This is a genomic window from Thiolinea disciformis DSM 14473 (assembly GCF_000371925.1).
Lineage (GTDB): Bacteria > Pseudomonadota > Gammaproteobacteria > Thiotrichales > Thiotrichaceae > Thiolinea > Thiolinea disciformis.
Genome location: NZ_AQVE01000021.1, coordinates 48,079 through 73,381 on the forward strand (window position 1 = coordinate 48,079; position 25,303 = coordinate 73,381).

General features: G+C 42.6%; 27 protein-coding genes. 13 read left to right on the plus strand and 14 right to left on the minus strand.

Annotated elements, in window-relative coordinates; all coding sequences use genetic code 11:
* Positions 1–73: 73 nt before the first annotated feature.
* Complete coding sequence (locus tag A3IE_RS0114700) at positions 74–658, minus strand: superoxide dismutase (protein WP_020396386.1); 585 nt, start codon at positions 656–658, stop codon at positions 74–76.
* A 194-nt stretch (positions 659–852) separates the two neighbouring features.
* Between A3IE_RS0114700 and A3IE_RS0114705 the strand changes: the two genes are divergently transcribed.
* Complete coding sequence (locus A3IE_RS0114705; protein ID WP_020396387.1) at positions 853–2,076, plus strand: multidrug effflux MFS transporter; 1,224 nt, start codon at positions 853–855, stop codon at positions 2,074–2,076.
* Here A3IE_RS0114705 and A3IE_RS0114710 read toward each other — a convergent pair.
* Positions 2,073–3,032, minus strand: a complete 960-nt coding sequence (locus A3IE_RS0114710) for a hypothetical protein (protein ID WP_020396388.1) — start codon at positions 3,030–3,032, stop codon at positions 2,073–2,075. The two genes, A3IE_RS0114705 and A3IE_RS0114710, sit on opposite strands and share 4 nt — an antisense overlap.
* Positions 3,033–3,133: 101 nt before the next feature.
* On the opposite strand from A3IE_RS0114710, the gene nfsA reads away from it, so the two are divergent.
* From nfsA to A3IE_RS0114730, 4 genes are all read left to right on the plus strand, one after another.
* Entirely contained in the window at positions 3,134–3,871 is a 738-nt protein-coding gene (nfsA, locus tag A3IE_RS0114715; protein WP_020396389.1) for an oxygen-insensitive NADPH nitroreductase, read from the plus strand.
* 76 nt (positions 3,872–3,947) lie between these two features.
* On the plus strand, positions 3,948–4,937 hold the full coding sequence (gene glk, locus A3IE_RS20850) for a glucokinase (RefSeq protein ID WP_020396390.1): 990 nt from the start codon (positions 3,948–3,950) through the stop codon (positions 4,935–4,937).
* 172 nt (positions 4,938–5,109) lie between these two features.
* Positions 5,110–5,646, plus strand: coding sequence for a GNAT family N-acetyltransferase (locus tag A3IE_RS0114725; protein ID WP_020396391.1), 537 nt, complete (start codon positions 5,110–5,112; stop codon positions 5,644–5,646).
* Positions 5,647–5,672: 26 nt separating this feature from the next.
* Positions 5,673–6,017 (plus strand): zinc ribbon domain-containing protein YjdM, encoded by a 345-nt coding sequence (locus A3IE_RS0114730; protein WP_020396392.1) that lies wholly within the window; start codon positions 5,673–5,675, stop codon positions 6,015–6,017.
* Between the two features lie 8 nt (positions 6,018–6,025).
* On the opposite strand, the gene A3IE_RS20855 is transcribed toward A3IE_RS0114730, so the two are convergent.
* From A3IE_RS20855 to A3IE_RS0114745, 3 genes are read right to left on the minus strand one after another with little or no spacing between them, the layout of a single operon-like run.
* A complete protein-coding gene (locus A3IE_RS20855) occupies positions 6,026–6,667 on the minus strand; it encodes a thermonuclease family protein (protein ID WP_020396393.1) in 642 nt (213 codons plus the stop codon).
* On the minus strand, positions 6,648–7,310 hold the full coding sequence (locus A3IE_RS0114740; protein ID WP_020396394.1) for an arylesterase: 663 nt from the start codon (positions 7,308–7,310) through the stop codon (positions 6,648–6,650). The genes A3IE_RS20855 and A3IE_RS0114740 overlap by 20 nt, the downstream gene beginning before the upstream one ends.
* A gap of 18 nt (positions 7,311–7,328) precedes the next feature.
* Positions 7,329–7,889 carry a uracil-DNA glycosylase family protein gene (locus A3IE_RS0114745; RefSeq protein ID WP_020396395.1) on the minus strand — a complete coding sequence of 187 codons (561 nt, stop codon included), beginning with the start codon at positions 7,887–7,889 and terminating at the stop codon, positions 7,329–7,331.
* Positions 7,890–8,255: 366 nt separating this feature from the next.
* On the opposite strand from A3IE_RS0114745, the gene A3IE_RS23195 reads away from it, so the two are divergent.
* Positions 8,256–9,242: a polysaccharide lyase gene (locus tag A3IE_RS23195; protein WP_020396396.1), complete on the plus strand. Its 987-nt coding sequence runs from the start codon at positions 8,256–8,258 to the stop codon at positions 9,240–9,242.
* Here A3IE_RS23195 and A3IE_RS0114755 read toward each other — a convergent pair.
* On the minus strand, positions 9,239–10,129 hold the full coding sequence (locus tag A3IE_RS0114755) for an NAD(P)-dependent oxidoreductase (protein ID WP_026154966.1): 891 nt from the start codon (positions 10,127–10,129) through the stop codon (positions 9,239–9,241). The genes A3IE_RS23195 and A3IE_RS0114755 overlap by 4 nt on opposite strands.
* Positions 10,130–10,309: 180 nt before the next feature.
* Here A3IE_RS0114755 and A3IE_RS0114760 point away from each other — a divergent pair, with 180 nt between their 5' ends.
* Positions 10,310–11,407 (plus strand): ferritin-like domain-containing protein, encoded by a 1,098-nt coding sequence (locus tag A3IE_RS0114760; RefSeq protein ID WP_020396398.1) that lies wholly within the window; start codon positions 10,310–10,312, stop codon positions 11,405–11,407.
* Between the two features lie 41 nt (positions 11,408–11,448).
* On the opposite strand, the gene A3IE_RS0114765 is transcribed toward A3IE_RS0114760, so the two are convergent.
* Positions 11,449–12,579: a winged helix-turn-helix domain-containing protein gene (locus A3IE_RS0114765; protein ID WP_020396399.1), complete on the minus strand. Its 1,131-nt coding sequence runs from the start codon at positions 12,577–12,579 to the stop codon at positions 11,449–11,451.
* Positions 12,580–12,687: 108 nt separating this feature from the next.
* Positions 12,688–13,041: a lysozyme inhibitor LprI family protein gene (locus A3IE_RS0114770; RefSeq protein WP_020396400.1), complete on the minus strand. Its 354-nt coding sequence runs from the start codon at positions 13,039–13,041 to the stop codon at positions 12,688–12,690.
* Between the two features lie 290 nt (positions 13,042–13,331).
* Here A3IE_RS0114770 and A3IE_RS0114775 point away from each other — a divergent pair, with 290 nt between their 5' ends.
* Complete coding sequence (locus A3IE_RS0114775) at positions 13,332–15,644, plus strand: hybrid sensor histidine kinase/response regulator (RefSeq protein ID WP_169333062.1); 2,313 nt, start codon at positions 13,332–13,334, stop codon at positions 15,642–15,644.
* Here the strand turns inward: A3IE_RS0114775 and A3IE_RS0114780 are convergent.
* The 3 genes from A3IE_RS0114780 to ilvC all read right to left on the minus strand — a co-directional run bounded on the left by A3IE_RS0114780 (position 15,641) and on the right by ilvC (position 18,455).
* Positions 15,641–15,952: a hypothetical protein gene (locus A3IE_RS0114780; protein ID WP_020396402.1), complete on the minus strand. Its 312-nt coding sequence runs from the start codon at positions 15,950–15,952 to the stop codon at positions 15,641–15,643. The genes A3IE_RS0114775 and A3IE_RS0114780 overlap by 4 nt on opposite strands.
* 18 nt (positions 15,953–15,970) lie before the next feature.
* Entirely contained in the window at positions 15,971–16,594 is a 624-nt protein-coding gene (locus A3IE_RS0114785; protein WP_020396403.1) for a response regulator transcription factor, read from the minus strand.
* Positions 16,595–16,976: 382 nt separating this feature from the next.
* On the minus strand, positions 16,977–18,455 hold the full coding sequence (gene ilvC / locus A3IE_RS0114790) for a ketol-acid reductoisomerase (RefSeq protein WP_020396404.1): 1,479 nt from the start codon (positions 18,453–18,455) through the stop codon (positions 16,977–16,979).
* A gap of 115 nt (positions 18,456–18,570) precedes the next feature.
* Between ilvC and ilvY the strand changes: the two genes are divergently transcribed.
* A complete protein-coding gene (ilvY, locus tag A3IE_RS0114795; protein ID WP_020396405.1) occupies positions 18,571–19,470 on the plus strand; it encodes an HTH-type transcriptional activator IlvY in 900 nt (299 codons plus the stop codon).
* A gap of 204 nt (positions 19,471–19,674) precedes the next feature.
* Positions 19,675–20,478: a DUF2189 domain-containing protein gene (locus A3IE_RS20860; protein WP_020396406.1), complete on the plus strand. Its 804-nt coding sequence runs from the start codon at positions 19,675–19,677 to the stop codon at positions 20,476–20,478.
* A 301-nt stretch (positions 20,479–20,779) separates the two neighbouring features.
* On the opposite strand, the gene A3IE_RS0114805 is transcribed toward A3IE_RS20860, so the two are convergent.
* Both A3IE_RS0114805 and A3IE_RS0114810 read right to left on the minus strand, forming a co-directional pair.
* The gene (locus A3IE_RS0114805) at positions 20,780–21,181 is read right to left on the minus strand and encodes a hypothetical protein (protein WP_020396407.1); all 402 of its coding nucleotides are present in this window, start codon (positions 21,179–21,181) and stop codon (positions 20,780–20,782) included.
* Between the two features lie 161 nt (positions 21,182–21,342).
* On the minus strand, positions 21,343–21,789 hold the full coding sequence (locus A3IE_RS0114810; RefSeq protein WP_020396408.1) for a hypothetical protein: 447 nt from the start codon (positions 21,787–21,789) through the stop codon (positions 21,343–21,345).
* A gap of 423 nt (positions 21,790–22,212) precedes the next feature.
* On the opposite strand from A3IE_RS0114810, the gene A3IE_RS0114815 reads away from it, so the two are divergent.
* Genes A3IE_RS0114815 through A3IE_RS20865 form a run of 3 tightly spaced genes read left to right on the plus strand, consistent with a single transcriptional unit; the run spans position 22,213 to position 25,036 of the window.
* Positions 22,213–22,467 (plus strand): FeoA domain-containing protein, encoded by a 255-nt coding sequence (locus tag A3IE_RS0114815; protein ID WP_020396409.1) that lies wholly within the window; start codon positions 22,213–22,215, stop codon positions 22,465–22,467.
* Positions 22,460–24,745 (plus strand): Fe(2+) transporter permease subunit FeoB, encoded by a 2,286-nt coding sequence (gene feoB, locus A3IE_RS0114820; RefSeq protein ID WP_020396410.1) that lies wholly within the window; start codon positions 22,460–22,462, stop codon positions 24,743–24,745. Before A3IE_RS0114815 ends, feoB begins: the two co-directional genes overlap by 8 nt.
* Positions 24,746–24,748: 3 nt before the next feature.
* The gene (locus A3IE_RS20865; RefSeq protein ID WP_020396411.1) at positions 24,749–25,036 is read left to right on the plus strand and encodes a FeoC-like transcriptional regulator; all 288 of its coding nucleotides are present in this window, start codon (positions 24,749–24,751) and stop codon (positions 25,034–25,036) included.
* Here A3IE_RS20865 and A3IE_RS0114830 read toward each other — a convergent pair.
* Positions 25,026–25,303 (minus strand): IS1 family transposase (locus A3IE_RS0114830; protein WP_020396103.1); only part of this gene is annotated, 278 nt, incomplete at its 5' end. The genes A3IE_RS20865 and A3IE_RS0114830 overlap by 11 nt on opposite strands.

A 25,303-nucleotide genomic window follows, 5' to 3' on the forward strand; every position in this document is an offset into this window, starting at 1 on the left:
AAATGCAAAAAAAGCCGGACAATTTGACCGGCTTTGGGAAAATAAGCTATTTCACTGAAGCTAAGCTGAATCATTAACCTGCAAAATTTTGCGCCGCGAAATCCCAGTTGACTAATTGATTTAGGAAAGTTTCGACGAATTTGGGGCGTAAATTACGATAATCAATATAATAAGCGTGCTCCCAAACATCGATGCACAATAAGGCTTTATCGCCCGTGGTTAAGGGTGTGCCTGCTGCGCCCATATTGACAATATCAACGCTACCGTCGGCTTTTTTCACCAGCCATGTCCAACCAGATCCAAAATTGCCGACAGCGGAGGTTTGAAAGGCTTTTTTGAAGTCTTCATAAGAACCCCATTTTTTGTTAATCGCTTCTGCCAAAGCTCCGGTAGGGGCTGCACCCCCTTGTGGTTTCATGCAATTCCAGAAAAAAGTATGGTTCCAGACTTGTGCGGAATTGTTATAAATGCCGCCACTAGAGGTTTTGATAATCTCTTCGAGCGACCTATTTTCAAACTCTGTACCTGGGATGAGGTTGTTTAAGTTATTCACATAAGCAGCATGGTGTTTGCCATAATGGTACTCGAAGGTTTCAGCTGAAATATGTGGCGCCAAGGCGTCCTGAGCGTAAGGCAAAGCGGGTAAAGTGAAAGCCATAATGAGTACTCCTAAATATCATTTGTGTTGAAAGCAAAGTAGAGCAAAACAGTAAGATAGGCTATTCAGCTACTATTGCGCAATAAACGTCTTTTCTAGTCGAACATTTTTCTAAAGTTTGGGCTTGGATTACACTGCGCAAACTTGGCCTCGCCAAGCTTTTCAGAATACGACGATTGATCAAGGAATAATAAGTGAATCCTAAACTCCCTGGGCGCGTTGAGTTTATTGTACTAACCGCGTTCCTAACTTCTATTACCGCTTTAGCCATCGATGCAATGCTGCCAGCCTTGCCCGAGATTGCGACTACTTTAGGTGTGGCGGATCCGAATCATGCGCAATTAATTATTTCTGTTTTATTTATGGGTTTGGCGGTTGGACAAATCGTGTTTGGCCCGATTTCTGATAGTACGGGGCGCAAACCCTTGATTTACGCTGGTTTAGGCTTATTCATACTGGGTAGCGCGATTTCGATGTTTTCGACCAATTTTACCATTATGTTGCTGGGACGTTTTTTACAAGGCTTAGGGGCCGCGTCGACGCGTGTGATTACCATGGCCTTAGTGCGTGACTGCTTTGTCGGACGTGCAATGGCGCAAATTATGTCTTTCACCATGATGGTTTTTATTTTAGTACCTGCTTTAGCACCCGCCTTGGGGCAGCTTGTTATTTATCTAGCAGGTTGGCGAGCCATTTTTATGGTATTTATTCTGTTGGCACTACTCGTATGCTTCTGGTTTGTATTACGGATGCCAGAAACCTTACCTCGGGAAAAGCGCATTCCCTTTACTTGGCAAGAGCAGCGTGAGGCGATTATTTCTACCTTAAAAGATAAACACGCCATGATTTATAGTGTGATTAGCGGGGTTATTTTCGGCGCTTTTATGGGCTATCTCAACTCCGTACAACAGGTATTGCAGGTGCAGTATGCGTTAGGCAGCCAATTTCCACTGTATTTTGCCATTACCGCACTAGCGGTGGGAGTGGCGTCGTTTGTGAATGCCAAGTTGGTGCTCCGCCTAGGAATGCGCTTATTGTCGCGCCGCTCCCTAATCGTGATGACGGTCTTATCGACCTTATTTTTAGTGATGGAGTGGCTAAGTGTGGAGCAACCACCTTTGTGGGTGTTGATGCCTTATCTGATCGTACTGTTTTTTTGCGTGGGCTTGTTGTTTGGAAATTTGAATGCTTTAGCCATGGAGACCTTGGATAAATATGTGGGCATGGGCGCTTCGATCGTGGGGACTGTGTCTAATATTGTGGCGATTCCTTTGGGAACATGGATTGGGCAAAGCTATAATGGCACCGTACAACCCTTAGTGATTGGCTTTACTACACTCAGTGCTGTGGGCTTATTGCTGATGATCTGGGTAGAAAGTTTAGCAAAGCCAATGCCTAAGACGGCGCAAACCCTTTAAATTTTCGTCATCATGCTTGGTTGTTGAGTCTTATCGCTAAATAACCAAGCTATGCTCCCCGCGATTAACGCAGCGGCTAAGCTAAATAAATGCAGATTAAGTGCGTGAACCAGAGCCGCTTGCCAACCGATAAATCCAAATAGCGCAAATACCACACCGACTTCATACAATGGCATGTTAAAGAGCGAGCGTAGTGGGATGAATAAAGCCAATTCGCCTGCTACCAACGCCAGAATTAGCACATTAAAACTATGATCAGGCATGAGTTGACGCAGGAACCAAGCTAATCCGAGCAGGTAAGCTCCCCAAATGAGCCAAGTAATGCCCCAGCTTTTTAAGAAGGCAATAAAATTATCCGGTAAACCGCTTAAAGTTTGTTGAGCTAAGATACCTAGGTTAGTGTCATCGCCTAAAAAGCGGCGCTGTAGTATATGACGAGTCGCATAAATAACCAGCGGAATCAATAACCATAACGCAATGACTATAACTGCGAGACGTCGAAACGGCGTAATCACGAGTAGGGGATAAATTAGAAAGCATAGCAAGGTATGCCAATCAAGTAAGCGAAACCACAAAGTAGCGGATTGAGATTCGGCATAGGCAATCCCCGAAACACGATGCATCATCGCAGCGAAAGCGTTATTAGCTTGACGTGGTAAACCGAATTGATTAAAAAAATGATCGAGTAGGGCGAGGTGTGTTGCACGTTTGGGGTGATGGCTTAGGGTGTTAGGAAAAAAGTCCATCAAGCGCCAGACGCGTGCAGCATAACTGGCTGCAACGAAAGTCGCAGCGATGAATAAAGCTTGCCACGCTACGTTTTGCCATGCTTGGAAAACGCCACGCCAATCCACTAGCCATTGAACGAGGGCAATAAAAGTGATAGTTCCTACACTAGCCAGCCAAAATAGCAAGTTTTTAGGGCTAGTACTGGTGATTAACTTTGGATTATTCATAAGATAAAGGCTTGTTTAGCTATTTTATGAGGGTCGATACGGTATTATTGAGAGTTTATGCTCAGAAGGCAATGTAAGCGCGTTTGACTATGGATAAACGAATGAATCCCTTGATTGACACTTTACTAAATCACCGTTCAGTGCGCCAGTTTACTGAACAAGCTATTGCCCCCGAATTGTTAAACACTTTGCTTCAATGCGGTCAAGCGGCGGCTTCCTCTAGTTTTATTCAAGCCTATTCGGTGATCCGTGTGACGAATGCTGAGCACCGAGCACGCATAGCAGCTTTGGCGGGTGGACAGGTTTGGATTGAACAATCCCCTGAGTTCTTAGTGTTTTGTGCCGACTTATATCGAATTAATCAGTGCTGTATGGCACAAGGTGAGGGGGTCTTACAAGGACACACGGAGCATTTTATCGCGGCAACCGTTGATGTGGCTTTGATGGCACAGAATGTATTAAGTGCTGCCGAATCCTTGGGTTTGGGGGGAGTATTCATCGGTGGCATTCGTAATGATCCAGAAACCTTAAGTGAGTTATTGGACTTGCCTGATTTGGTCTATCCGGTTTTCGGGATGTGTTTGGGCTATCCGAATCAAGAAACGAGCTTAAAGCCTCGTCTTCCGGTCACAAGTATTTTGCATGAGGGAAAGTATCAAACGGACTTAATACAAGAAAACATCCAACAGTACGACGCCAAGATGCAAAGCTATTATCAAGCACGAACCCGTAATGCACGTACTTCAACGTGGTCAGCACAAACTGCGAAAGCAATACAGGGAAAGCTGCGTCAGCACATGCTAAGCTTTTTACAAAAGCGTGGTTTTTTGCGCCAGTAATTCGATGAAGATTTTTTTTTCATGATGTAAAATAAAAGAATCACATGAGTAACCGCTGGAATAGCAAGAGACGACAATGACTACATTGCTGGATGCTTTAGTAATTGATATGGGTGGTACCAACATTCGCTTAGGTTTGTTGGCGCAGAATTTATTAGTGCCACAATATGTAGAAACTTATGAAATTGATGCTTTTCCCAGTCTTGCCGATGTGATCAGTTTATTCTTAAGCAAAGCGCCGCCTCATGCCATCAAACAGGCCTGTATTGATGTAGCAACACCAGTGACGGGCGATCTAATCAAGCTCACCAATCATGATTGGAGTTTTAGTATTAGTGCGATTGGTCAGCAGTTTGGCTTTCAGCGTGTCAAAGTGATCAATGATTTTACGGCGCTAGCCTTGTCCATTCCCTTGCTATCGCCTAATGAACTCAAGTTGGTTGGGCAGGGGAGTGCCGATCCTGATGGCACGATTGGCCTATTAGGGCCAGGAACCGGCTTAGGCGTATCCGGTTTAGTGCGTTCAGCCGCAGGCCTGTATCCTATTTCTGGTGAAGGTGGGCATGTCACTATTGGGGCACGCAATGCGCGCGAATTAGCGATTTTCTCGGCGTTTTGGGAGCGTTATGGGCATATGTCCGCTGAGCGCTTGCTCTCAGGAACCGGTTTGGAAGAAATTTATGTAGTGATCGCCAAATTAAATGGTATTGAAGCTGAACCTTTATTACCTGAAGAAATTTCAGCACGTGCGGTGAATAAATCTTGCCCAATTTGTATTGAAGTCATGAATATGTTCTGCGAATGGTTGGGTATTGTGTCAGCGAATTTAGTGCTGACCTTGGGTGCAACGGGTGGCTTGTATATTGGTGGTGGTATTGTCCCCAAACTGGGTGATTATTTTATTAAATCGAATTTCCGTGAAATGTTTGAAACGAAAGGGCGTTTCCAAAACTTTATGCGCGGTATTCCGGTTTATATTATTAATGCCGATCAGCCGGCCTTACGCGGTGCTGCTAGTGCGTTGTCAGTCCGATTTGAACGCATTGGTCTGACCTGGCGCGCTTAAGGTTTTTTGCACAAGCTTTCCCTGACAAAAGCCGCCTATTCTTTGTGCGGCTTACTACTCCCTAACCCTCACTCGCTACAGTTTGTCTTGTTTCAGCTTGCACAAAGTGATGGAAGATTATACTGAGCACCTTCGCACAACAATATTGATATAGCTAACAGGATGGTGCTACATGTTTACAATGAAAGTTGATGAGGATATTGAATTAGGTTTAGTAGACCGCACATTTGCTAAACACTACATTAAAGCCACGCGTGAGAATTATGAGCATTTAATGAAGTGGATGGGCTGGCCTCTCTATTGCCGCACCGAGCAAGAATTTTATAATTTCATCAATGGTTATCTCCACGAGTATGCGGCCGGACGCAGTGTGAACTGTGGAATTTTTTATAAAGATGAAATGGTGGGGGGTATTGGTTTTCACTTTATTGATTATACCTTAGGCAAATTGCAGATCGGCTATTGGCTTATTAAAAGTGCACAAGGCAATGGTATTGTGACCCGAGCTTGCAAACGTATGATTGAGTATGCTTTTAACGATTTGAATATGAAAAAAGTAGAAATACGCGTTGCACCGGAGAATAACCGCAGTTGTGCTGTTTGCGAGCGCTTAGGCATGCGTTTAGAAGGTGTTATCACCTGTTCAGAAAACTTAAATGGTAAAGTTGTGGATCATATGGTGTATGGTTTGGCTCGTCAGGCGGTATAATGCGCCTTTTTAACTAAGGAATCCCCATGCCTCCAATACCTGCTTGCCCACAGTGTCAGTCTGAATATGCTTATGAAGATGGGGAATTATATATTTGCCCCGAATGTGCGCATGAATGGCCAAAATCTGGCATTGCATCGGAATTAGAGAGTGATCAATTAAAAGTTGTAGATGCGAACGGCACTGAATTGCAAGAAGGTGATTCAGTAACGGTTACTAAGGATTTAAAAGTCAAAGGCAGTTCCTTGGTAGTAAAAGTAGGTACCAAGGTCAAAAATATTCGTTTGGTGGAGGGCGATCATAATATTGATTGCAAAATCGACGGTATTGGGGCGATGAAATTAAAGTCTGAGTTTGTCCGTAAGGCTTAATCAGCATCTTAATCTGCCTCACGTTTCTGCTTGCGATAATCCCAAGGCGCTTGTGGCTTAGCCTCGCGCCATAATCCTGTGTCATTTTTGCGCGCCTGCTGCTCCAGTGCAGCATAAGCCTCGCGTTCAGCAGGGCTTAATTCACTAGCATAGGCGACGTAGAACCAGCCACAGCCTTTACGAATTTGCTCCATAGCTAAATCTTTTCCGCCAGCCTTAGCACTAACAACTAAGCGACCATAGCGATCACTTTTGTGAGCAGTCACCACAATCGTACTGCGCCCCGTTAACTCAATCAGACTTTGTTTGCACTTCTCACCATAAGCTTGGCTTTTCTCTGGGGCATCTACACCGCGCAAACGAACTTTATAAATTTGGCCGTCCGGTGTTCGCACCGAAAAGCTATCGCCATCACTAATATGATCAATCTTGGATTTAGCTAGTTGAGTATTTAATTGTTCTAAGCCTTGTTTAGTAGCTGGTGCAGGACTTGTCGTTTTGGGAATATCTACAGTGGTATTTTGATTGCCGTCTAATAAATCGGGGGCAAAAATTTTCGCTAAAATAAGTCCGACCACTAAAGTGGCTATACTTAAATGACGCCAATGTTTTTGGGTGAAGCTACTGAATTTAGTGGGACGCGGTGGCATGGGACAACACAGGCTCTAGGGTTTTCCAGACATTTTCTAAAATGATAGTTTGTGCTTTCTCATTCGGATGCAAGCCATCGGCCTGAATGAGATCGGGATTGAGGGCAACCCCTTCTAATAAAAAGGGCATAAAGGTTAATTCATATTGTTTAGCTAAATCCTGATAAACTTGTGCGAAACGCTTGGTATAGACGCTGCCATAATTAGCCGGCATATAAATGCCGATTAAGATGACTTTGGCATTAGCGGCTTGGCTCAGTTGAATCATTTTCTCCAAATTCGCTTGCATTTCCGTCGTCGGTTGACCGCGCAGCCCGTCATTTGCACCTAATTCAAGCAAAACATAATCGGGCTTATGTGTGCTTAAAGCCTCAGGCAGGCGTGTTAGTCCGCCGCTAGTGGTTTCGCCGCTAATACTGCCATTCACAAGTTTAAAGGATGTCCCCAGTTTTTCTTGCAATAAATTAACCCAGCCTTTTTCCACCGGTATACCATAGGCAGCACTTAAGCTATCGCCCCAGATTAAGATAGTTTTGGGTGGAGTAGGCGTGGTTTCGGCCAAGGCTAGCGTAGGTATCAAGGGCATTATTAATAATAAGCTACATAAAAAGAGCCAAGCGCCTTTAGGCCATTGTATTATCACAGATTTTATCCTTTCTTCCTATTCATGCTTAAAAGTGTGTTGCCAAGTTGGATGTGCTGCTAACTTGGACAAGGCTTGTCGTAATAAGGTTTTGCCCGGCTCAGTACGAAACCATGTAGATAAACCGGAAGGGTGAGGTAAAGGTAGTAGATCTACATTTCGTCCTTGTACTTCAATTTGGTATATGTTGCCAATCACGTCGGTCAATTTATCCACAGCCAGAAATTGATTTATGGCGAGTTTGCCGATCAAAATCAAGAGCTCAGGTTGTAAAAGTGCCAGTTCTCGTTCTAACCAAGGGCGGCAAGCGGCGATTTCTTCAGGGGATGGGACACGATCGCCTGTCTTTCCTTTGAGCTGGATTTGTTTGCCGGGAAAGCAGCGGCAGACCGCTGCCATGTAGACTTGTGCGCGGTATGCCTCCTCCTGCACCCCAATACTCGCAAACCATTGAAACAGGGTTTTGCCGGCTGTCCAACCAAAAGGCTGGCCTGCTTTTGCTTCGTGAGGCCCAGGCGCTTGCCCAATCGACATAATACGCGTTACCACGGGTGGACAAGTAATAACAGGGGGATGCATATTGACACAACGCGTACAGTGTTTGAGTTCGTGCTGGTGTTGAATCAGTTGGGTGTATATCGGGGTCTGGATCACTAAATCAGGTGGCTTTTGTTCTCAACGAGGATGCATTACCCTAACACCCTTCCGAAGGCTTTTCCAGCCTGCTCAGGGATTATAAGGCCTTCAGAAAAATGGGCATTGTTTTTATTTGAATTAGGGCTAATTTTTATGCAAAAGACAAGGATAGCTAAACTAGCAGGAACGCTGGTGTGTACAGTTTTTTTGGGGAAATCTGCACTAGCCGCCACACCTACCGCTGTAAATACTTCGGCATCAACTAAATCCGCTGAGACACTTCCTGTTGAATCGGTGAGAATTATTTCTATGAAAGATGCGCGCCAACCCTTTGATATGGCCGCTAAACTACAGTGGAATCCGCATGATCAACACTGGGATAAAGTATTGGTTTTGTATAATGGTGCCGCGAATCCGCCTCAAGAGCATCCCGTATGGAAATATTTGAGTCATTTATCCGATCCCAAGCGTCACCCATCAAAACCAGGGGAAAATATCGGGTATCAATCCTTTAAGCTCAATGCTTATTGTGAAGGTACAACTCCCTTAAGCTCAGGGAAGGCTTGGGTAGTAAATTTTAACCAGAATCAGCTTGGCCTCTATGGGGAAAAGGATCATTTGCGGGATTGGAATTGTCCTGACTGGACGATGGGCTTGGATAAGGCAGTCATCGTAAACGGTGCGCTATCTCGTACTGGTAAAGACCAAAGTATGCGAATCCGCTTACCGCGCGGCTTGTCGGGCTGTGATAGTCCAGCCAGTTGTGTGAATTGGAAACCCTTGCTGGGGGCAAAACTTGATAGCTTATACTATTCGTACTGGGTCAAGTTTCCTCAATCGTTTGAGTTTGTGATGGGAGGGAAATTACCAGGTATTGGCAGCTTTAATGCGAATAGTGGGGGTGCTAAACCAAGTGGACATGATGGTTGGAGTATCCGTGCGATGTGGAATTTAAAAGGTCAATTAGGGCAGTACGTTTACCATATGGATCAACCCAAGCCCTTTGGTGAGTTTTTTGAATGGGATCTTCCGCCCATTGTGAAAGATAAGTGGTATCACATTAAAACTTTCGTCAAACTCAATGCAGGGGGGCAGAAAGATGGCATTGTAAAAACGTGGGTAGATGGAAAAGTGGTGTTAGATAAGCATGATTTACGGTTTCGAGCCGGAAATAATTTGCCGATTGAGCGCTTTTTGTTCTCATTATTTTATGGTGGCAGTGGCCCAGAATGGGCACCACCTCGGGACATGGATATTTACTTCGACGACTTTGTTTTGTCATCGTCTGATGATTAAGACTTAGGATGTGCTGTCTGTTGTACAATTTTGGCAACAGCAGCCGAATCTAATTCACCATCACCTTGTTCAACTAATTGCCGCATCGCTTGAATCACATACTGTGAAGCGGGCAAATTCAGTTCATAAGCATTGAGGGTTTTTGCCACTATCTGTAAGTCTTTATGATGGAGTTTTGCTTTGAAGCCGGGCGTATACTGATTATCAATAATACGCTTGGCATGAACTTCCATCGCCTTAGAATTAGCAAATCCACCCATTAAAGCGGTACGTGCTTTATCTAAATCCACGCCTGCCATTTTAGCCATCTCAAAAGCTTCACTAATGGCTACAACGGTTTGTGCAATAATTAAATTGTTGCAAGCTTTCACCATTTGGCCTGCACCATGTTCACCAATATGGGTAATCGTTTTACCCATGGCAGCCAATACGGGCAAGGCTTGTTCGAAATCTTCTGTTTTGCCACCGACCATAATAGTTAGGGTGCCAGCAATAGCGCCCGCTTCACCGCCGGAAACAGGGGCATCTAGGAAGCGTATACCTTGTTTTGCTAAATCAGCCGCTATTTTTTGAGTGGCAACGGGCGAAATCGTGCTCATATCAATCACGAGTAGACCAGCTTTACCCTGTGTGATGACCCCATCCTTTCCTAATAAAATAGCTTCGACATCGGGGGTATCCGAGACCATGGTGATTAAGACATCGACCTCTGCGGCTAAACGTGCAACAGAATCATAGAATGTTGCACCTGCAGTGACTAATGTTTGAGCGGTTTCAGGGTGACGTGCATAAACGCCTAAAGAAAAACCTGCTTTGAGCAAGTTCAAACCCATAGGTTTACCCATGATGCCAAGGCCGATGAGTCCGATGTGCTTTATTGAATCCATATGCTTCATCCCAGAAAAGAATTTGCTGAGAATACCTGAACTTGCTAGCGCTAACTAGCGTTTGGGAAGCACGGATCTTTTAGGAAGTTCAGGTATTAGTCAAATTACATCTACTGGCGTGTTTATCTGGGTGAGTCATTTATTTTAGAATAAAGGTTTTTACACTAAAGCATTTTTTATATGGATACTAATCAAGTTAAAAGTATTTTACAAAAAGCAGTGCTAGTGGCTGCAATCCCTGTTATTTCTAGCACACAAGCAGCAACACTTAAACCACCTGACAATATTCAGCCGTGTCGCGCTCCTACACAGAAAAACCCACAAACCCAGTTGGTTAATCAAAGTTTGCCTGGGTTAGGTAGTATTTTAACGACGCAAGAATGCCTTGTGGCTTGTCGTGTGCTCGTTGAACGTAGGTATAATACGAATACGCTGCCAGATTTACTGCGCATAGAAGGTTTCAAAGCCAATAAATGTCAGACCCAACTTACTAATAATGCTGCTCCCTATGGTGGTGGGCGGATCAATTGTGATGCGAGTTTTACCTTAGTTCAGGCACCCTTTACCTATAATGCTGGCTGCTATAACCCAACTATCTTTCGTCCCCGTCCCCGTGCGGTTCCTGGACGTCTACCAACTGGTTTGACGCTTATTGAATCAGAAACGCAACATGCCCTAGGTAATTATTTTGCGCATATGGCGGCTATGGAAAGCGCTGCTATTACGGCTTTTGATTATTTGGCACAAGAATTAGCGTTCTATGCTGCGCCCCATCATTTAATTCAAATGGCCTATGAGGCTATTAATGAAGAAGCTGAACATGCTGCATTAGCTAGGCTTTTAACTGAGGCTTATGATGGTGCTAGCTATAAGATTGAGATCAAGCCTTTCCAATTGCGTTCGTTTTTTGAAATTGCTTTAGAAAATGCGGTGGAGGGCTGCGTAAATGAAACGTTTGCAGCGGCTTTGGGATATTGGCAACAGGAATATGCGGTATTAAAAACATTTAGGCAAGTGATCGCACATATTACTGAAGAAGAAAGTAAACACGCCGCTTTATCTTGGGGGATTCATGAATGGGCGTTTCCACAGTTATCTATAAATGAGCAGCAACAAATTCGTCAAGCTCAGCTAAATGCGATTGAGCGCTTGGAGCAGACATTTATGGTTGAAGAAGAGCCAAGCTTGCGCCAAGCCTTAGGTATGCCAGATCGTGATCAAGCTCAGGCTTTACTAAAACAACTGCGTGCCGAATTATGGAGTGTACATTTAGTTTAATGCGCTAAATATCCTGATAGTTTTAGTCCCTAGGCACTGCACTAGGGATTTGCAAATACAACATGGTCGCATCGATTAAATATTGCAAAATTTTTTAATGCAATATCTAGATCATGATGAAATTCGTCAAGCTTTTTTAAAGTGGATTCAAGGTGTAAGTGGTGAATCATCAAGGTTTTTTGTTTACGCTCAGCTTTGCAGTCTATCCGAGCTACTAGCTGATCCTTCCATAAAATTGGCAGGCTGAAGTAACCATATTTTCGCTTTGTAGCCGGAATATAACATTCTATTTGGTAGTCAAAGTCGAATAATTTGCGCATACGTTCGCGCTGAATCAATAGATTATCGAAAGGCGATAGGATTTTTAAGGTTTGCGCTGCCGGTTGATTTAAGAGCTTAAGGTTTTCAGCTAGGGTTAGCCATGTTTGATCAGCTAGTTTGACTTTGATTAATATACCATCTTGTAGATATTTTTTTATAATTGATTTTAATTTTGGTTTTATACCTTTAAGTAAATACCCAAAATCCTCCTCTTGCGCCAAGCCATGAGCCTTTAAGTAATTGATAATAAGGTAGTTAGCATATTCTGCAAAGCTAGGTGGGCTTGTGTCAACAGTACTAGGCAATACTCGTTCAGTTAAGTCATAGACTTTATGAAAGTTCTTACGGTAGGGAATCATTAATTCACCCTGCATGAATAGATATTCCAAAGCACGCTTTTCTGGTTTGCTATGCCATGCTTCAGTGGGTTTGCTACTTTCAAAATCTTTAGCCATCAATGGCCCTTCGCTACGGATACGAGTAAATACTTCCTGCATAAGCTTAGGATCACGCTCATACCAATGATTCAACGTGCCACTAGCTAATGCTTGCTTACGGGGTAAGCTAAAACGAAAATCACGCATGGGTAAATAGGCCGCAGCATGGGACCAGTATTCAAAGATTTGTTTTTGTTCTAATAAATAATCCAGTTGAGCAGCTTGGTAAGTTGGATTGCGTGTCCAAAGGGTATGATGATGCGCTCTTTCAACAACCGAAATAGTATCAATTTGTATATAGCCTAGATTCTCAAAAGTTTGCAATGTGCTTTGGGCAGCGTCTAAAGTAGTAAAGGGTTTAGTTAATCCCTGTGCACTTAAAATAAGTTGGCGTGCTTCGATAGGTGACAACATTTTGAGGCACATCGATGGTTAGGAGCAGGGAATAAAGTGTAACGCTTTTTGAAGTTTTGTAAATATTATTAAACTAATGGTTACTTCCTCTTTAATGCTAATAAAGTCTTATATGCTTTCTAATTCTTGGAGACGTTTTTGGATAAGGCTTATTTCGCATATGAGACTAGCACGAGCTGCATCATATTCCTTGCTATACAGTATAAAACCACATTGGGCATAACGCATTTGAATCCAAGCTGACTGCATTTCTTTAAGTAGCTCTAGTTTTTTTGGAGATTCTTTGTGGAAAGAGTAGAGTTTACTATATACTTTATTAAGTTGTATATCACGTTGCTGTAGACAAAACTCAAGTTTTTTAATATCTAAGGATTCAAGTTTATTGCAGTGATGTAAATCCTTTGCAGAGGCAGGGCAACTAAGGATGATCAAGCAAATATGGATGATTGCAAGAAATCTCATAAATATAGTGGTCTTTATAGTTTAATTATTAAACGATCAGTATTTGTATTTTAAAAAAGGCAAAATAATATACTTTGCCTTTAATAAGTAGAGAGTGTAGAGTTAGATATAAAGCCAATATAGAATAAACAAAAATAAAATACTTTTAAATCCTACCAAGGTGTTAGGATTTGTTACTAAAGTTGTGTACTTATGATGTCTATATAAAGTTATAATAGCTTTTTGGCGTAAACCTAATCTTCTATATGAAATGTTGGAGCTTTTTAGAGCTGCTAGGGGCTTTTTTCTGTGTGTGCTTCTTCAGTGCAGCTCAAGCTGACACCGCTCAGGGCAAAGTGTTGCGGCTCGATGGTCAGGAGTCTAGCCTTATCGCCTCAAGCTATGTTGAGTACTTAGAGGATCCCAGTAGAACGCTGAGCTTAGAGCAGGTACAACAAGCAGAGTATTCAGAAAAATTTATTAGAAATAATAAACAATTAGTCAATTTGGGACGCTCCCGTTCGGCTTGGTGGATACGTTTCCAAATTACTCAAGCAAGCCAAAAAGAGTGGTTTCTATTATTTGATAGTTTATTAGGCGATGCGTTTGAGCTGCATCTTCTTCCGGTGCAGGAGTTAGCTTCTGAAAAAAATTCATTAGCAAATACGATAAAAGCTATTCCTGTTGAGCATTTTTATCGGCGTGCATGGCGTCTAGAACTACCCTTAAATACGCCAGTTCAAATCTATGCCAGAGCGACCAATGGTGATGCTTTTCTTAATTTGACACCTGAGCTATTAAGTTCTGATCGATTATTAGCAAAAAGCAATAGTGCTTACAGACTTAATACGTTTATTTATGCAGGTATGTTGGTATTAGGGTTTTATCACTTGATAATGTTTTTTATTTTACGTGATCGTAGTTATATTTTTGTTTCAACTAATATGATATTTATGATGTTAACCATACATCGTACTAATCCTGTATTCCCTGCTTTAGATTTTTTAAGTAATACAGGTTCCTATTTTTTCACTATGCCCATTCTTATTGCGTTGGCAAGCGGATTTGCCTATAGCCGTGCTTTATTGGATTCTGCTTACTATACACCTACTTTGGATAGGATAGCAAAGTTTTTTATCTATATTTCATTACCGCTTATAATAGTGGTGGGTGCTATTCCTTCCGGTACTATTATTCCACTGTGCCTTGCTATTTTCTATTTTGTCTTTACTTTGTTTCTAGCTATAAGAATAGCAATCAAGGGTAATAAGATTGCTAAGTACTTCGCATATGCCTTTGCTGTTCCAGTAGTGGTAGATTTAGTAAATATTATTAACTTGATCGTCAATATAAGTTTTTGGCGTGCACATCAAGAAGTTTGGGTCGCAGCATCGACCTTATTTTTTATGCTAATGTTATCTGTTATTCAAGCCACTCGGGTACGTTTAATGCGTGAAGAAATGCAGAGGGCAGCAGCTTTAGCTGAGACTAAAGATGAGTTCTTAGCAGTCATGAATCACGAATTGCGTACGCCTTTAAATGCTATTAGTGGTCTAGGAGCGCTTTTAAACTTATCGAGGCCCCTAAATGATCAACAGCAAAATTATATTGATAAATTGCAAGTGGCAACTCAACATATTACCGGTTTAATTAGCAATATGTTGGATTTTGCCAAATTACGCAGTACGGCTTTTCAACTTAAAAATGAACCTTTTAATCTTGAAATGGCTTTGCAAGGCGTAATTGCGCTGATTCAGCAACAAGCTACGCAGAAGAATTTAGATTTTAAGGTGGATATACAAGGTGATGTGAATGTAACGGTGCTAGGTGACCGTGTGCGATTTGCTCAAGTCTTACTTAATTTACTTAGTAACGCGATAAAATACACTCAATATGGAAAGATTTTATTGAGAGTTAATGCGAGTCTCCAAGCACAACAACTCTATATGAATTTTGATATAGAGGACACAGGAGTAGGAATTCCTCAAGAGTATATTAATAAATTATTTGATCCTTACGTGCAGTATAAACCTAATAGTTCAAAGCAAGGAATAGGGCTAGGTTTATATATAAGCCAGCGTCTAGTCAATGCGATGGGCGGGGATATTAAAGTCAGTAGTCAGTTAAATAAGGGCAGTATTTTTAGTTTTCATCTAAGCTTAGAGTTATTTAAACCACTGACGGATAGCTCCTCAGTCGATAGTTCCAAAGCACTCTATCAATTTCCAGAAGGGGCTCATATTTTATTAGTAGATGATTCTGAGACTAATCGATTTATTGTATCAGAGCTATTAAAAGGTTTGGGTTTTTATATAGAGCAAGCGGCCGATGGAAGGCAGGCGGTTATTTTATTAAATGAGCAAAGTTTTGATCTCATTATACTAGATATTAATATGCCTGACATGGATGGCTTTGAGTTGAGCCAGTGGATTAGGCAGCATAATCGCATCCCCAATGTTCCTATTATTGCTTTGACTGCCCATGCCCTCTCTGAGATCGAAACTAAAGTTCATGCGCTAGGCATTAATGCTTTTATTACTAAACCTTTTAGTTATAAGGATTTATTCGATACAGTAGCTCAAATTCTGAGCCAATCTTATAATAAACTTGACCGAGCTGCTTAGGCTATTGTCGCCAAACATTGCTGATATTGTTGATCAAGTTGCGCCCTAAAATCTAAGGTTGTTATCTTAGGTGCCCTTTTTTCAATAGCTATTAAATAGGGAAACAGTTCGTGCATATCCAACAAATTCACTAAGGATATGATTTTATGTGACTTATAGGCAGCTTGTTCCCAATCAGCCTGTTGAAGACATTGTTGCAGTTCGGGATAGCTTTGTCGTAATTCAGCTTTTGCTTTTTCTAGCATAGTTTGAAGTTGGTTTTTATCTAAGCGATCACCAAAAACTTCTAACCATTTTTTATCAATCATGTTCTAGTGCCCTATTATTCATCCCCATTTAGATAAAATACCTATGTTGCGCGCATAGTCAATAGCCTCTACACGATTTGCCACATTAAAAATTTGGAAGATATTGTACATATGGCGTTTGATGGTTCCTTCAGTAAGACCTAGGGAATTAGCAATTTGCTTATTGCTTTTACCGCTCGCAACCAAATTTAATATTTCCTGTTGCCTGTTTGTAATCTTAATAGAGCTCTTTATTTTTTGTGTTTGCCAACATTGTTCAGGTATATAAATTTGTCCTGATGAAACCTTTTGTAGAGCAGTTTTTAGTTCTTGTAAATTGCTAGTCTTGGGCAGATAGCCACGAATACCTGCTTTAAAAACGGTTTGAATATGTTGGGGATCACAAGAAGCGGAAACGACACAAACATTAGCATCTTGGCTTAACATGGCACTGATTGCATCGAGTTCCTGTTCCCAGTGAGAGCGAGTCGGCATAAATAAATCTAATAATAGTAAATCCCAATGAGGTTGTCGGTAGAGTAATTTATGTACTTCAGGCCAAGACTGAACCTGTGTAATCTCTACCCGCTCGAAAACAGACCGCAGGATGAGTGTAATGCCTTCAAGAAACAGGCTGTGATCATCAGCTACTAATACTCGCATTAAGTCTCTCTGATATAACCGTTTAATTTGTTAGTTTATATAGCAGATGATAAAGCAAGTCTGAGGATTGCGATATGTCAATGTTTCAGGGAGCTATCAAATTTATATATCGCTTTGCATAAGGCTAAAAAGGTCTTCGTGCTGCCAGTATGCTAGTTAATAGCTTTAGCTTGCCCTAGGGTGTAGTTTTATCATTTCTTGATTATTAATTAATCAAAAACACTGGGGTCTTGTTGATTCGTGTTTGACTTCGAATTCTCTAAGAAAAAATAGTCTTTGATCCTAAAGACCTAGGAAAGGGGAATGTTAACCGTATTAGACTGATTTAATTTTTCTCAGCCTCTTATAGGTTTTTTATAAGAGGCTAAGTATGTAGTAGTACTTACACTATTTTCTTCATAGCTGTCATATAACCGCGCAGTTCTTCACCTACAATTTCCACTGAGTGATTACGAATCACAGCATTAACATGCACTAATTGTTGGTTGTCAACGCCATTATCTTTCAGGTTTAAGCCACGGCCAATCACATCGCTCTTAATTTTTGGCATAAATTTCTCAGCCAATAAAGGGCGTGCTGCTTGATCGAATAGGTAACAACCGTATTCAGCGGTATCGGAAATGACCACGTTCATTTCATACAGTTTGCGACGTGCGATGGTGTTAGCAATTAAGGGGGTTTCGTGTAGCGATTCGTAGTAAGCCGATTCTTCAACAATACCGGCTTCCACCATGGTTTCATACGCTAATTCAACACCAGCACGAATCATGGCAACCAATAAAATACCTTTATCAAAATATTCTTGTTCGCTGATTGATTCATTAGTGATAGCTTGTTTTTCAAAGGCTGTTTCTGCGGTAGCGGCGCGCCAACGGTGTAAATCTTTATCATTATTCGCCCAGTCTGCCATCATGGTGCTGGAGAATTTGCCAGAAATGATATCGTCTTGGTGTTTTTGGAACAGTGGACGTAATAAGTCTTTTAATTCTTCCGATAACTCAAAGGCTTTGATTTTAGCGGGGTTGCTTAAGCGATCCATCATATTGGTAATACCCCCGTGCTTGAGCGCTTCGGTGACGGTTTCCCAACCAAATTGCATGAATTTCGCAGCCCATGCAGGTTCTAAGCCTTCCTCAACCATTTTGTCGTAGCACAATAAAGCGCCCGTTTGTAGCATACCGCATAGAATGGTTTGCTCACCCATTAGGTCAGATTTTACTTCTGCAATAGGCGAAGACTCCAGTACGCCAGCACGATGACCACCAGTCGCTACCGCTAAGGCTTTGGCAATTTCTAAGCCATCACCATTTGGATCATTTTCACGGTGGACGGCGATTAAGGTAGGGACGCCGAAGCCACGCACATATTCTGCCCGCACTTCTGAGCCGGGGCATTTGGGACACATCAAGACCACGGTAATGTCTTTACGAATTTGCATCCCCTCTTCAACTAAGTTGAAGCCATGCGCATAATCTAATACAGCGCCTTGTTTCATCAAGGGCATAATCGCATTGACAACTGAGGTGTGTTGTTTATCGGGCGTCAGATTCATGACGATATCAGCTGTTGGAATGAGCTCTTCATAAGTGCCCACTTTGAAGCCATTTTCGGTAGCGTTTTTCCATGATTTACGCTTTTCCGCAATGGCTTCAGCACGTAGTGTGTAGCTGACATTTAAGCCGCTATCGCGCATATTTAAACCTTGGTTTAAGCCTTGTGCGCCGCAACCAACAATGACGATTTTCTTATCGCGAATATAATCGACACCATTAGAAAACTCGCTGCTTTCCATAAAACGGCACTTGCCCAGTTCTTCCAACTGAACACGCAATGGCAAGGTATTGAAATAATTCTGACCCATGATGTTATAACTCCGATAGCAGGGTGATATGAGAGGGCTAACACTTTAATGGATAAGCGGCATTGCGTAAACTGAAGCTTTAGCGACATTATGTTGCGTTTTGCGCAATAAGCTTATGGATAGTCAATCGTTACAAATCTTTGTTACCCTTGCCCAGACGCAACATTTTGGTAAAACTGCGGCATTATGCCATTTAAGCGCTTCTGCCATTAGCCGTCATGTGCAGCGCTTGGAAGCCAGTGTCGGGCAGTTATTAGTCGAGCGTGATAATCGCCAAGTCCATTTAACGCCTGCTGGCCGCCATTTTTTAACTTACGCCAAGCAAGCGCTGGAAGCTTGGCAGCAAGTACAGCGCGATTTGAATAATCACCCTGAGAACTTAAGCGGCGAGATTAGTGTGTATGGCTCGGTGACGGCCAGTTATAGTATTTTGACGCGTATTTTGCCGGTGATGCGTGCGCGTTATGCAGGTGTGGAGTTGAAGCTACGCACGGGCGATCAAGCCAATGGTATTGCGCGCGTGTTATCAGGGCAAGATGATTGTGCTATTGTGGCTAAACCGACTTATTTATCGAACAAACTTGAGTTTTTACCTTTAGAACGCACGCCGTTACACCTGATTGGCCCCAAGGATAATAGCGCATTAAGCCAGCGCATCAACTTAGCCATCGAACACAGTATAGCGCCAGCGTGGGCAAATCTACCCTTGGTATTAGCAGAATATGGCTTAGCACGGGAACGCTTGTTACAACGTTTGGCGGCATTGCAGCAAATCCCTTTCATTTACGCTCAAGTTGGTGGTCATGAGGCGGTAGTGGCTATGGTAGGTTTGGGCTTGGGGGTTGGGGTGGTGCCTGAATTGGTCATTCAGCACAGTCCTATGCAGCAATCCATTCACATTTTACCTTGGCTTACTGATTTAGAGCCATTTATTTTAGGCCTATGCGCTTTACGAGAGCGTTTGCGCGATCCCTTATTACAAGCTTTATGGTGCTGTGCTAAGCCAGATAGCTAGATACGAATGTATAAACCATTTAACGCAAAATTAGCTCCTACGATATTTTTATTTCACTTTTCCTTTGCCTTGAAATAATCTTTGCGCGATACTATTTTTAACCCTATAAATGATAAAAACTAACGATGCTTATAAAAAGCTAGTAAGCGGGTTACAACAACCATTTGCTCTATCAATGTGTGAGTCTCAGAGAGGAGTGTAGATATGGAACAGTATGATGCGAAGTATGTGATTGACGCACCTGCGCCAGCAGTAGACCTGTTATTTACCAGTCAAGAGGTTCAAACCGTAGCTCCCCATGCTGTCAGTCGCTGGCTATCCCAAGGTTGGCAAGACTTTCAGCAAAACCGCTCAGCCAGTTTAACGTATGGGGTTATTTTTGCCATAGTGGGGCTGGTGTTGAATTGGATTGGCATTAAATATCCTGCTGCAGGTGTTGCGACCACCTCCGGTTTTCTAATTTTGGGTCCCTTCCTAGCTTTAGGCTTATATGAATTAAGCCGACAAAGCGAACAAGGTAAAACCATTAGCTTCATGGAGTCTACTCAAGCAATGAAGCATAATAAGTTTGGTCTTGGGATCTATGCTTTTGTGCTAATGCTGGTCATGATTTTCTGGATTTGCGCAGCGGTGATTGTTGTCGGGATATTCTCGCAAAACTTTAACCTACAACAAGATACTTATACAGGACTGCTACAAAGCTTATTTGGTAGCGGACCAACTTTCGTATTGAGCTTCTTTGGTATGGGTTTTGTGTTTGCGGTGTTGGCCTATATTACCGGTGTTGTTACTGTGCCTATGCTGCTGGATCGTAAGGTTGATATTGTGACAGCCATGAATACCAGTATGCGCGCTGTGGCTAAAAATCCTGCGACTTTGGCATTTTGGGCCGCAGTTATTGTAGCTTTGATTGGTATCGGCATTCTAACTTTCTATATTGGCCTGATTATTACCATGCCTTTGGTGGCTCATGCTAGCTGGCACGCTTATCGCGATTTAGTCAAGTAAAATTATTTTTCTTTTTTCAAACAACCCGCTGAGTTAAGCGGGTTTTTTCATCAAGTTAGCAGTAAGTACATCGCTAGCAACGATTTCAGTTAACTCAGTAAACCCCACTTTTTATTTATTATCCAACAGTAGAGCGCTTGCGAAAATAGCCTAATGGCTTCTGCTATTTTTACACTACTGATAGAGGGATTATTTAGTAAGGAAATTTTTGAGAAATTTTGGCTAGAAATAAGCGATTAAAAATTTTTTGAGAAAAAATGGGCAGATATGAAATTTATCTGCCCGAAGTATATTAATAAGCTTAAGAGCGCTCGGCTCGCCTAATGACATCAGCACTTAAGCGTGTATAAGCTTGATCATTGGAATATAGTCTTGATATTTGCGCTGTATCACCTGGTGATAAATGGCCTGATCGATCTGTGTCATACACTTTTCTGATCGTTGCTGGATTGATACCACCAATACCATTTCTGAAGGCTTCAGTGAGGCGTTCTAAGGTCTGCTGATTTAAATGCAAGTCTGGTCCAAACCTACGTTGAGCTGAACGCCCCCAATTTGCATAACCATATCCCATTCGATCCCAGAAAGGATTAAAATCTTGATGTTGATACAAATTATAGGGTTTATAGGAAGAGTAGTCTGGAAAACCCCAACTCCTGAGGTTAGGGTAAAAATCATACGAACTATTATAGCTAGGTAACATAGTATACCTCCTGTATAACTATTTATGCGTTTCCATATAACAATCACCAATACAATTTAATATCAGATTTGCAAATTAAATTGTCTAAGGAATTTGTAAACACTGTGAGCTAGTGAGATATTCAAGGATTAATCAGCTTTATTAGCTATGTCAGTAATAAACTAACCTTCTACATAACTGCGAGCACGACGGATCGTATCAGCACTTAAGCGAACGGTGCTTTCAGAGTTACCCCCAGTTAATCTGTGAGTGCTAACTCTTGCGCTATCGCCCGGCGTTAATGAGCGCGAGCGATCTGTGTCATAAACGTCAAGAATGGTGGGAGTATTAGCTCCAACGAAAAACCGACCTTGATTCATAGCTTGGGTCAAGCGCATCTTTTCCTCTTCACTCAAATTAAGATTTGGTCCCAAACCTTGTCCTCTTGGATTCCAAACAGGGCGATGCCCGTAAATCAATTGATCCCACATAGAATCCATGTAGCGTGGTGGAACTGGCCAATCAAATCCTACAGGCCAGTAGTGACGGCTGCGGTAACTATTTGGATAAGATCGATAATAATCATAAGCAAAATGACTTGGGCTATAATGCTCGGCAGAATTAATCATTTTAAAATCCCCTAAAAATTAAGATTTAGAGATGTTCTTTATGAGAAAAAGCATAAAGGAAAGTTGTTTACTACTAATATAGTGAAGAGATGTAATGTATAAAAATCCCGACTATTGCAGTCGGGATTTTATTATTAAATTTTTATTTTTGATAATGCAGTTTTTGAATGAAAAGCGTATGAGGCGATGTCCGCACCGCTGACTTTATCATGCTAGATGAGCGCTTGAAGTAGGCGGATGGTTATATAACCTGAAAGTATCTGCAATACTCACATGATTAGGCTGTAGCACAAAATCCGCCAAGAGAGAGGCTTATTTCCTAGCTATCTCTAATTTTCTGATAAGGGTCAAACTTGTTGCTTGCACAAGAGCGAAGCTTGATATAATTTGATAATCATTATCGTTTAGACCTACAGGCGCATCATGAGTGCAATGCATCATCCCAATCAATCGCTCGCTCAGCTCAAAGAATCGCAGTTTGCCCATATTCAAGCGATTCAAACGGACAGCGCTACACGCGTTCGTCTACTGGGCTTGGGATTGGGGCTAGGATCGCGTATTGAGTTATTGCGTAATCGCCAAGGGGATGTGGTGATTGGCATTGGTAATAATCGTATGAGCCTCGGGCGTAGTTTAACCCAGCATATTCGGGTGCAGGTGCAACACGATCATGGCTAAGTCAACAAGTGTTGCAGCGTCTTCTGGCCTTAGCCACACTACTATCGCATTAGTCGGTAATCCCAATGCGGGCAAAACTACCTTATTCAATCTATTAACAGGAGCACGCCAACGCACAGGCAATTGGCCGGGCGTGACGGTAGAGCGCAAAGAGGGTGAGTTTCGCTTATTCGATCACTATCTGCATGTGGTCGATTTACCCGGAACCTACTCATTAGACTTTGGTGATGCATCCACCGATGAACAAATTGCGCGCCAATTCGTACAGCAAAATCCCCACTATCTTTATTTGAATATTGTTGACGCAAGTACACTAGAACGTGGTTTATACCTGACGCTGCAATTGCGTGAATTAAATGTGCCAATCATTGTTTTGCTCAATATGATGGACATTGCCGACAAATTGGGGATGCGCGTGGATATTGATGCGTTGAGTGAGCGCTTAGCTTGCCCCGTGTTGCCGATTTCATTGCGCCAAGCCGAAAGTTTAAAAAGCATCCACGCTGCGATAGGCGCTTATCAACCAGCGCAACAAAGCTCCTATGAATTGACTTATGTGTTGCCTATCGAGCAGGCACTACAGCAATTACAGCAGCAACGCGGTTTAACGCGGAATGCCGCTTTAGTGGCTTTGCAAAAATCGACTCAGGACCCTGAATTAATAAGTTTGCACCAAAGTATTCAGGCAGAAACCGGTGAAGAGCTTGATTTTCTATTAGCGGATGCGCGTTTTGAAGCGGCTACCAGAACGGCTCAGTACGCAGTACATGAGCGTGGCAAAATGAGTCGCACCGTTTCAGACCGGATTGATCGTTGGGTCTTGGGTACTTGGACCGGTCTACCGATCTTTTTACTGATGATGTATTTGCTGTTTTTGTTCAGCATCAATCTAGGCGGCGCATTTATTGACTTTTTTGATCTTTCTATGCAGACCATAGCGGTCGATGGTACACGTTATCTATTAGAGCAGCTTGCTGCGCCTGAATGGCTGATTACCTTTTTAGCGAATGGCTTAGGGGGCGGTTTGCAGGTCGTTGCCACTTTTATTCCAATCATTGCCGCTTTGTATTTATTCCTAACCTTGTTGGAAGAATCGGGTTATATGGCGCGCGCTGCCTTTGTGATGGATCAGTTTATGCGCAAGCTGGGCATTTCTGGCAAAGCTTTTATTCCACTGATTGTGGGCTTTGGTTGCAATGTACCGGCGATTATGGCGTCGCGCACCTTAGACAGCCAACGTGAACGTATTATGACGGTGTTGATGGCGCCTTTTATGTCGTGTGGGGCGCGTTTGGCGGTTTATGCTTTATTTGCAGCGGCGTTTTTTAAAGGTTCTGGGCAGAATATTGTCTTTTTGTTGTATTTAACAGGTATCGGGTTTGCGATTTTGACGGCGCTCATCATGCGCAAAACTTTGCTTCAAGGGGGAAGTAATTACTTTGTGATGGAGATGCCGACTTATCAATTACCACGTCTGCGCAATATCATGATTAATACATGGAGTAAGTTGAAAGGCTTTTTGATTGGGGCTGGGAAGCTGATTGTCTTAGTGGTGATGGCGATTAATATTGTTAACAGCCTCGGAACCGATGGTAGCTTCGGCCACCAAGATACCGAGCAATCAGTGCTAAGTGCTGCCGCAAAACAAGTGACGCCTATTTTTACTCCGATGGGTATTCAGCCCGACAATTGGCCTGCTACGGTTGGTATTGTCAGTGGTTTGCTCGCTAAAGAAGTAGTAGTTGGTACTTTGGATGCTCTATATAGTCAAATGGGTCAATCAACTACTACCCAAACCGAGTCGGTTTATCATTTCAAAGACGGTATGAGCGCTGCGTTTGCGACGATTCCCACAAATCTAAAGGATGCGTTAGGAAAGTTGGGCGATCCCTTGGATTTAGGCAGTGTTGAGGCTGAGCAAGAGGTGAGTAATCAAACCTTTAATGCGATGCAGCAGCATTTTGATGGCAAAGTCGGAGCATTTGCCTACTTACTCTTTATCTTAATGTATTTTCCTTGTGTGGCAGCCACAGGGGCTATGTTACGCGAGGTGGGAGCGCGTTGGACGTTATTTGCCGTCTCATGGAGCACCGGTTTAGGTTATGGCGCTGCAGTGATGTTTTATCAATTAGCAACTTTGCCACAACATCCTGCTTATTCTTTAGCTTGGATTGTGGGGATTTTGGGTGCATTTAGTGTAGCGATCTATAGCTTTTATCGGGTAGGCCAGCAGCTAAGTGACCCTTTGAACCATTGGCAAACAGCCAAGGGGCATTGACGTATGATCTTAACTGAAATTCGCGATTATTTGCGTGATCGTGGTTCTGCAGAGTTGCAGGAAATCGCTCGGCACTTTGATATTGCGCCAGATACAGCCCAGTTTGCTTTACGTTATTGGCAGCAGAAAGGCAAGGTTCGGGAGCAGGCTATGGGGTGTCATTCAACTTGCGGGTCGAAGGGCAGTTGTTCCAGCGCTAGTTCAACCCCAATCTACTATGAGTGGTTGGGACGCAGTGTACCACTACAATTTGTGCACCCTGAGCACTATAAAAAACGGGTCATGATTTAAAGGAGTTGAAGAAGCGTCTTTCGATACAGGTTCCAATGACTTTGTCATGAATCTCGATAGACTTAGAAAAACAGATCGTCTTGCGTGCTAGACGTTTAATCCAAATCCTCAAATTCAGGTTTTGCCGTTCAATGCTTTGTGTGTAGCGCTTAGTGATTAAATGCTTATCTTCAGGCAATAAACGCTCATAAGCGCCCCAATCATCCGTGCAATACAATGCCAGTTTGAAAGGTGTCAACCGTTCCAAGAGTTGCTTCAAGGTGCTAT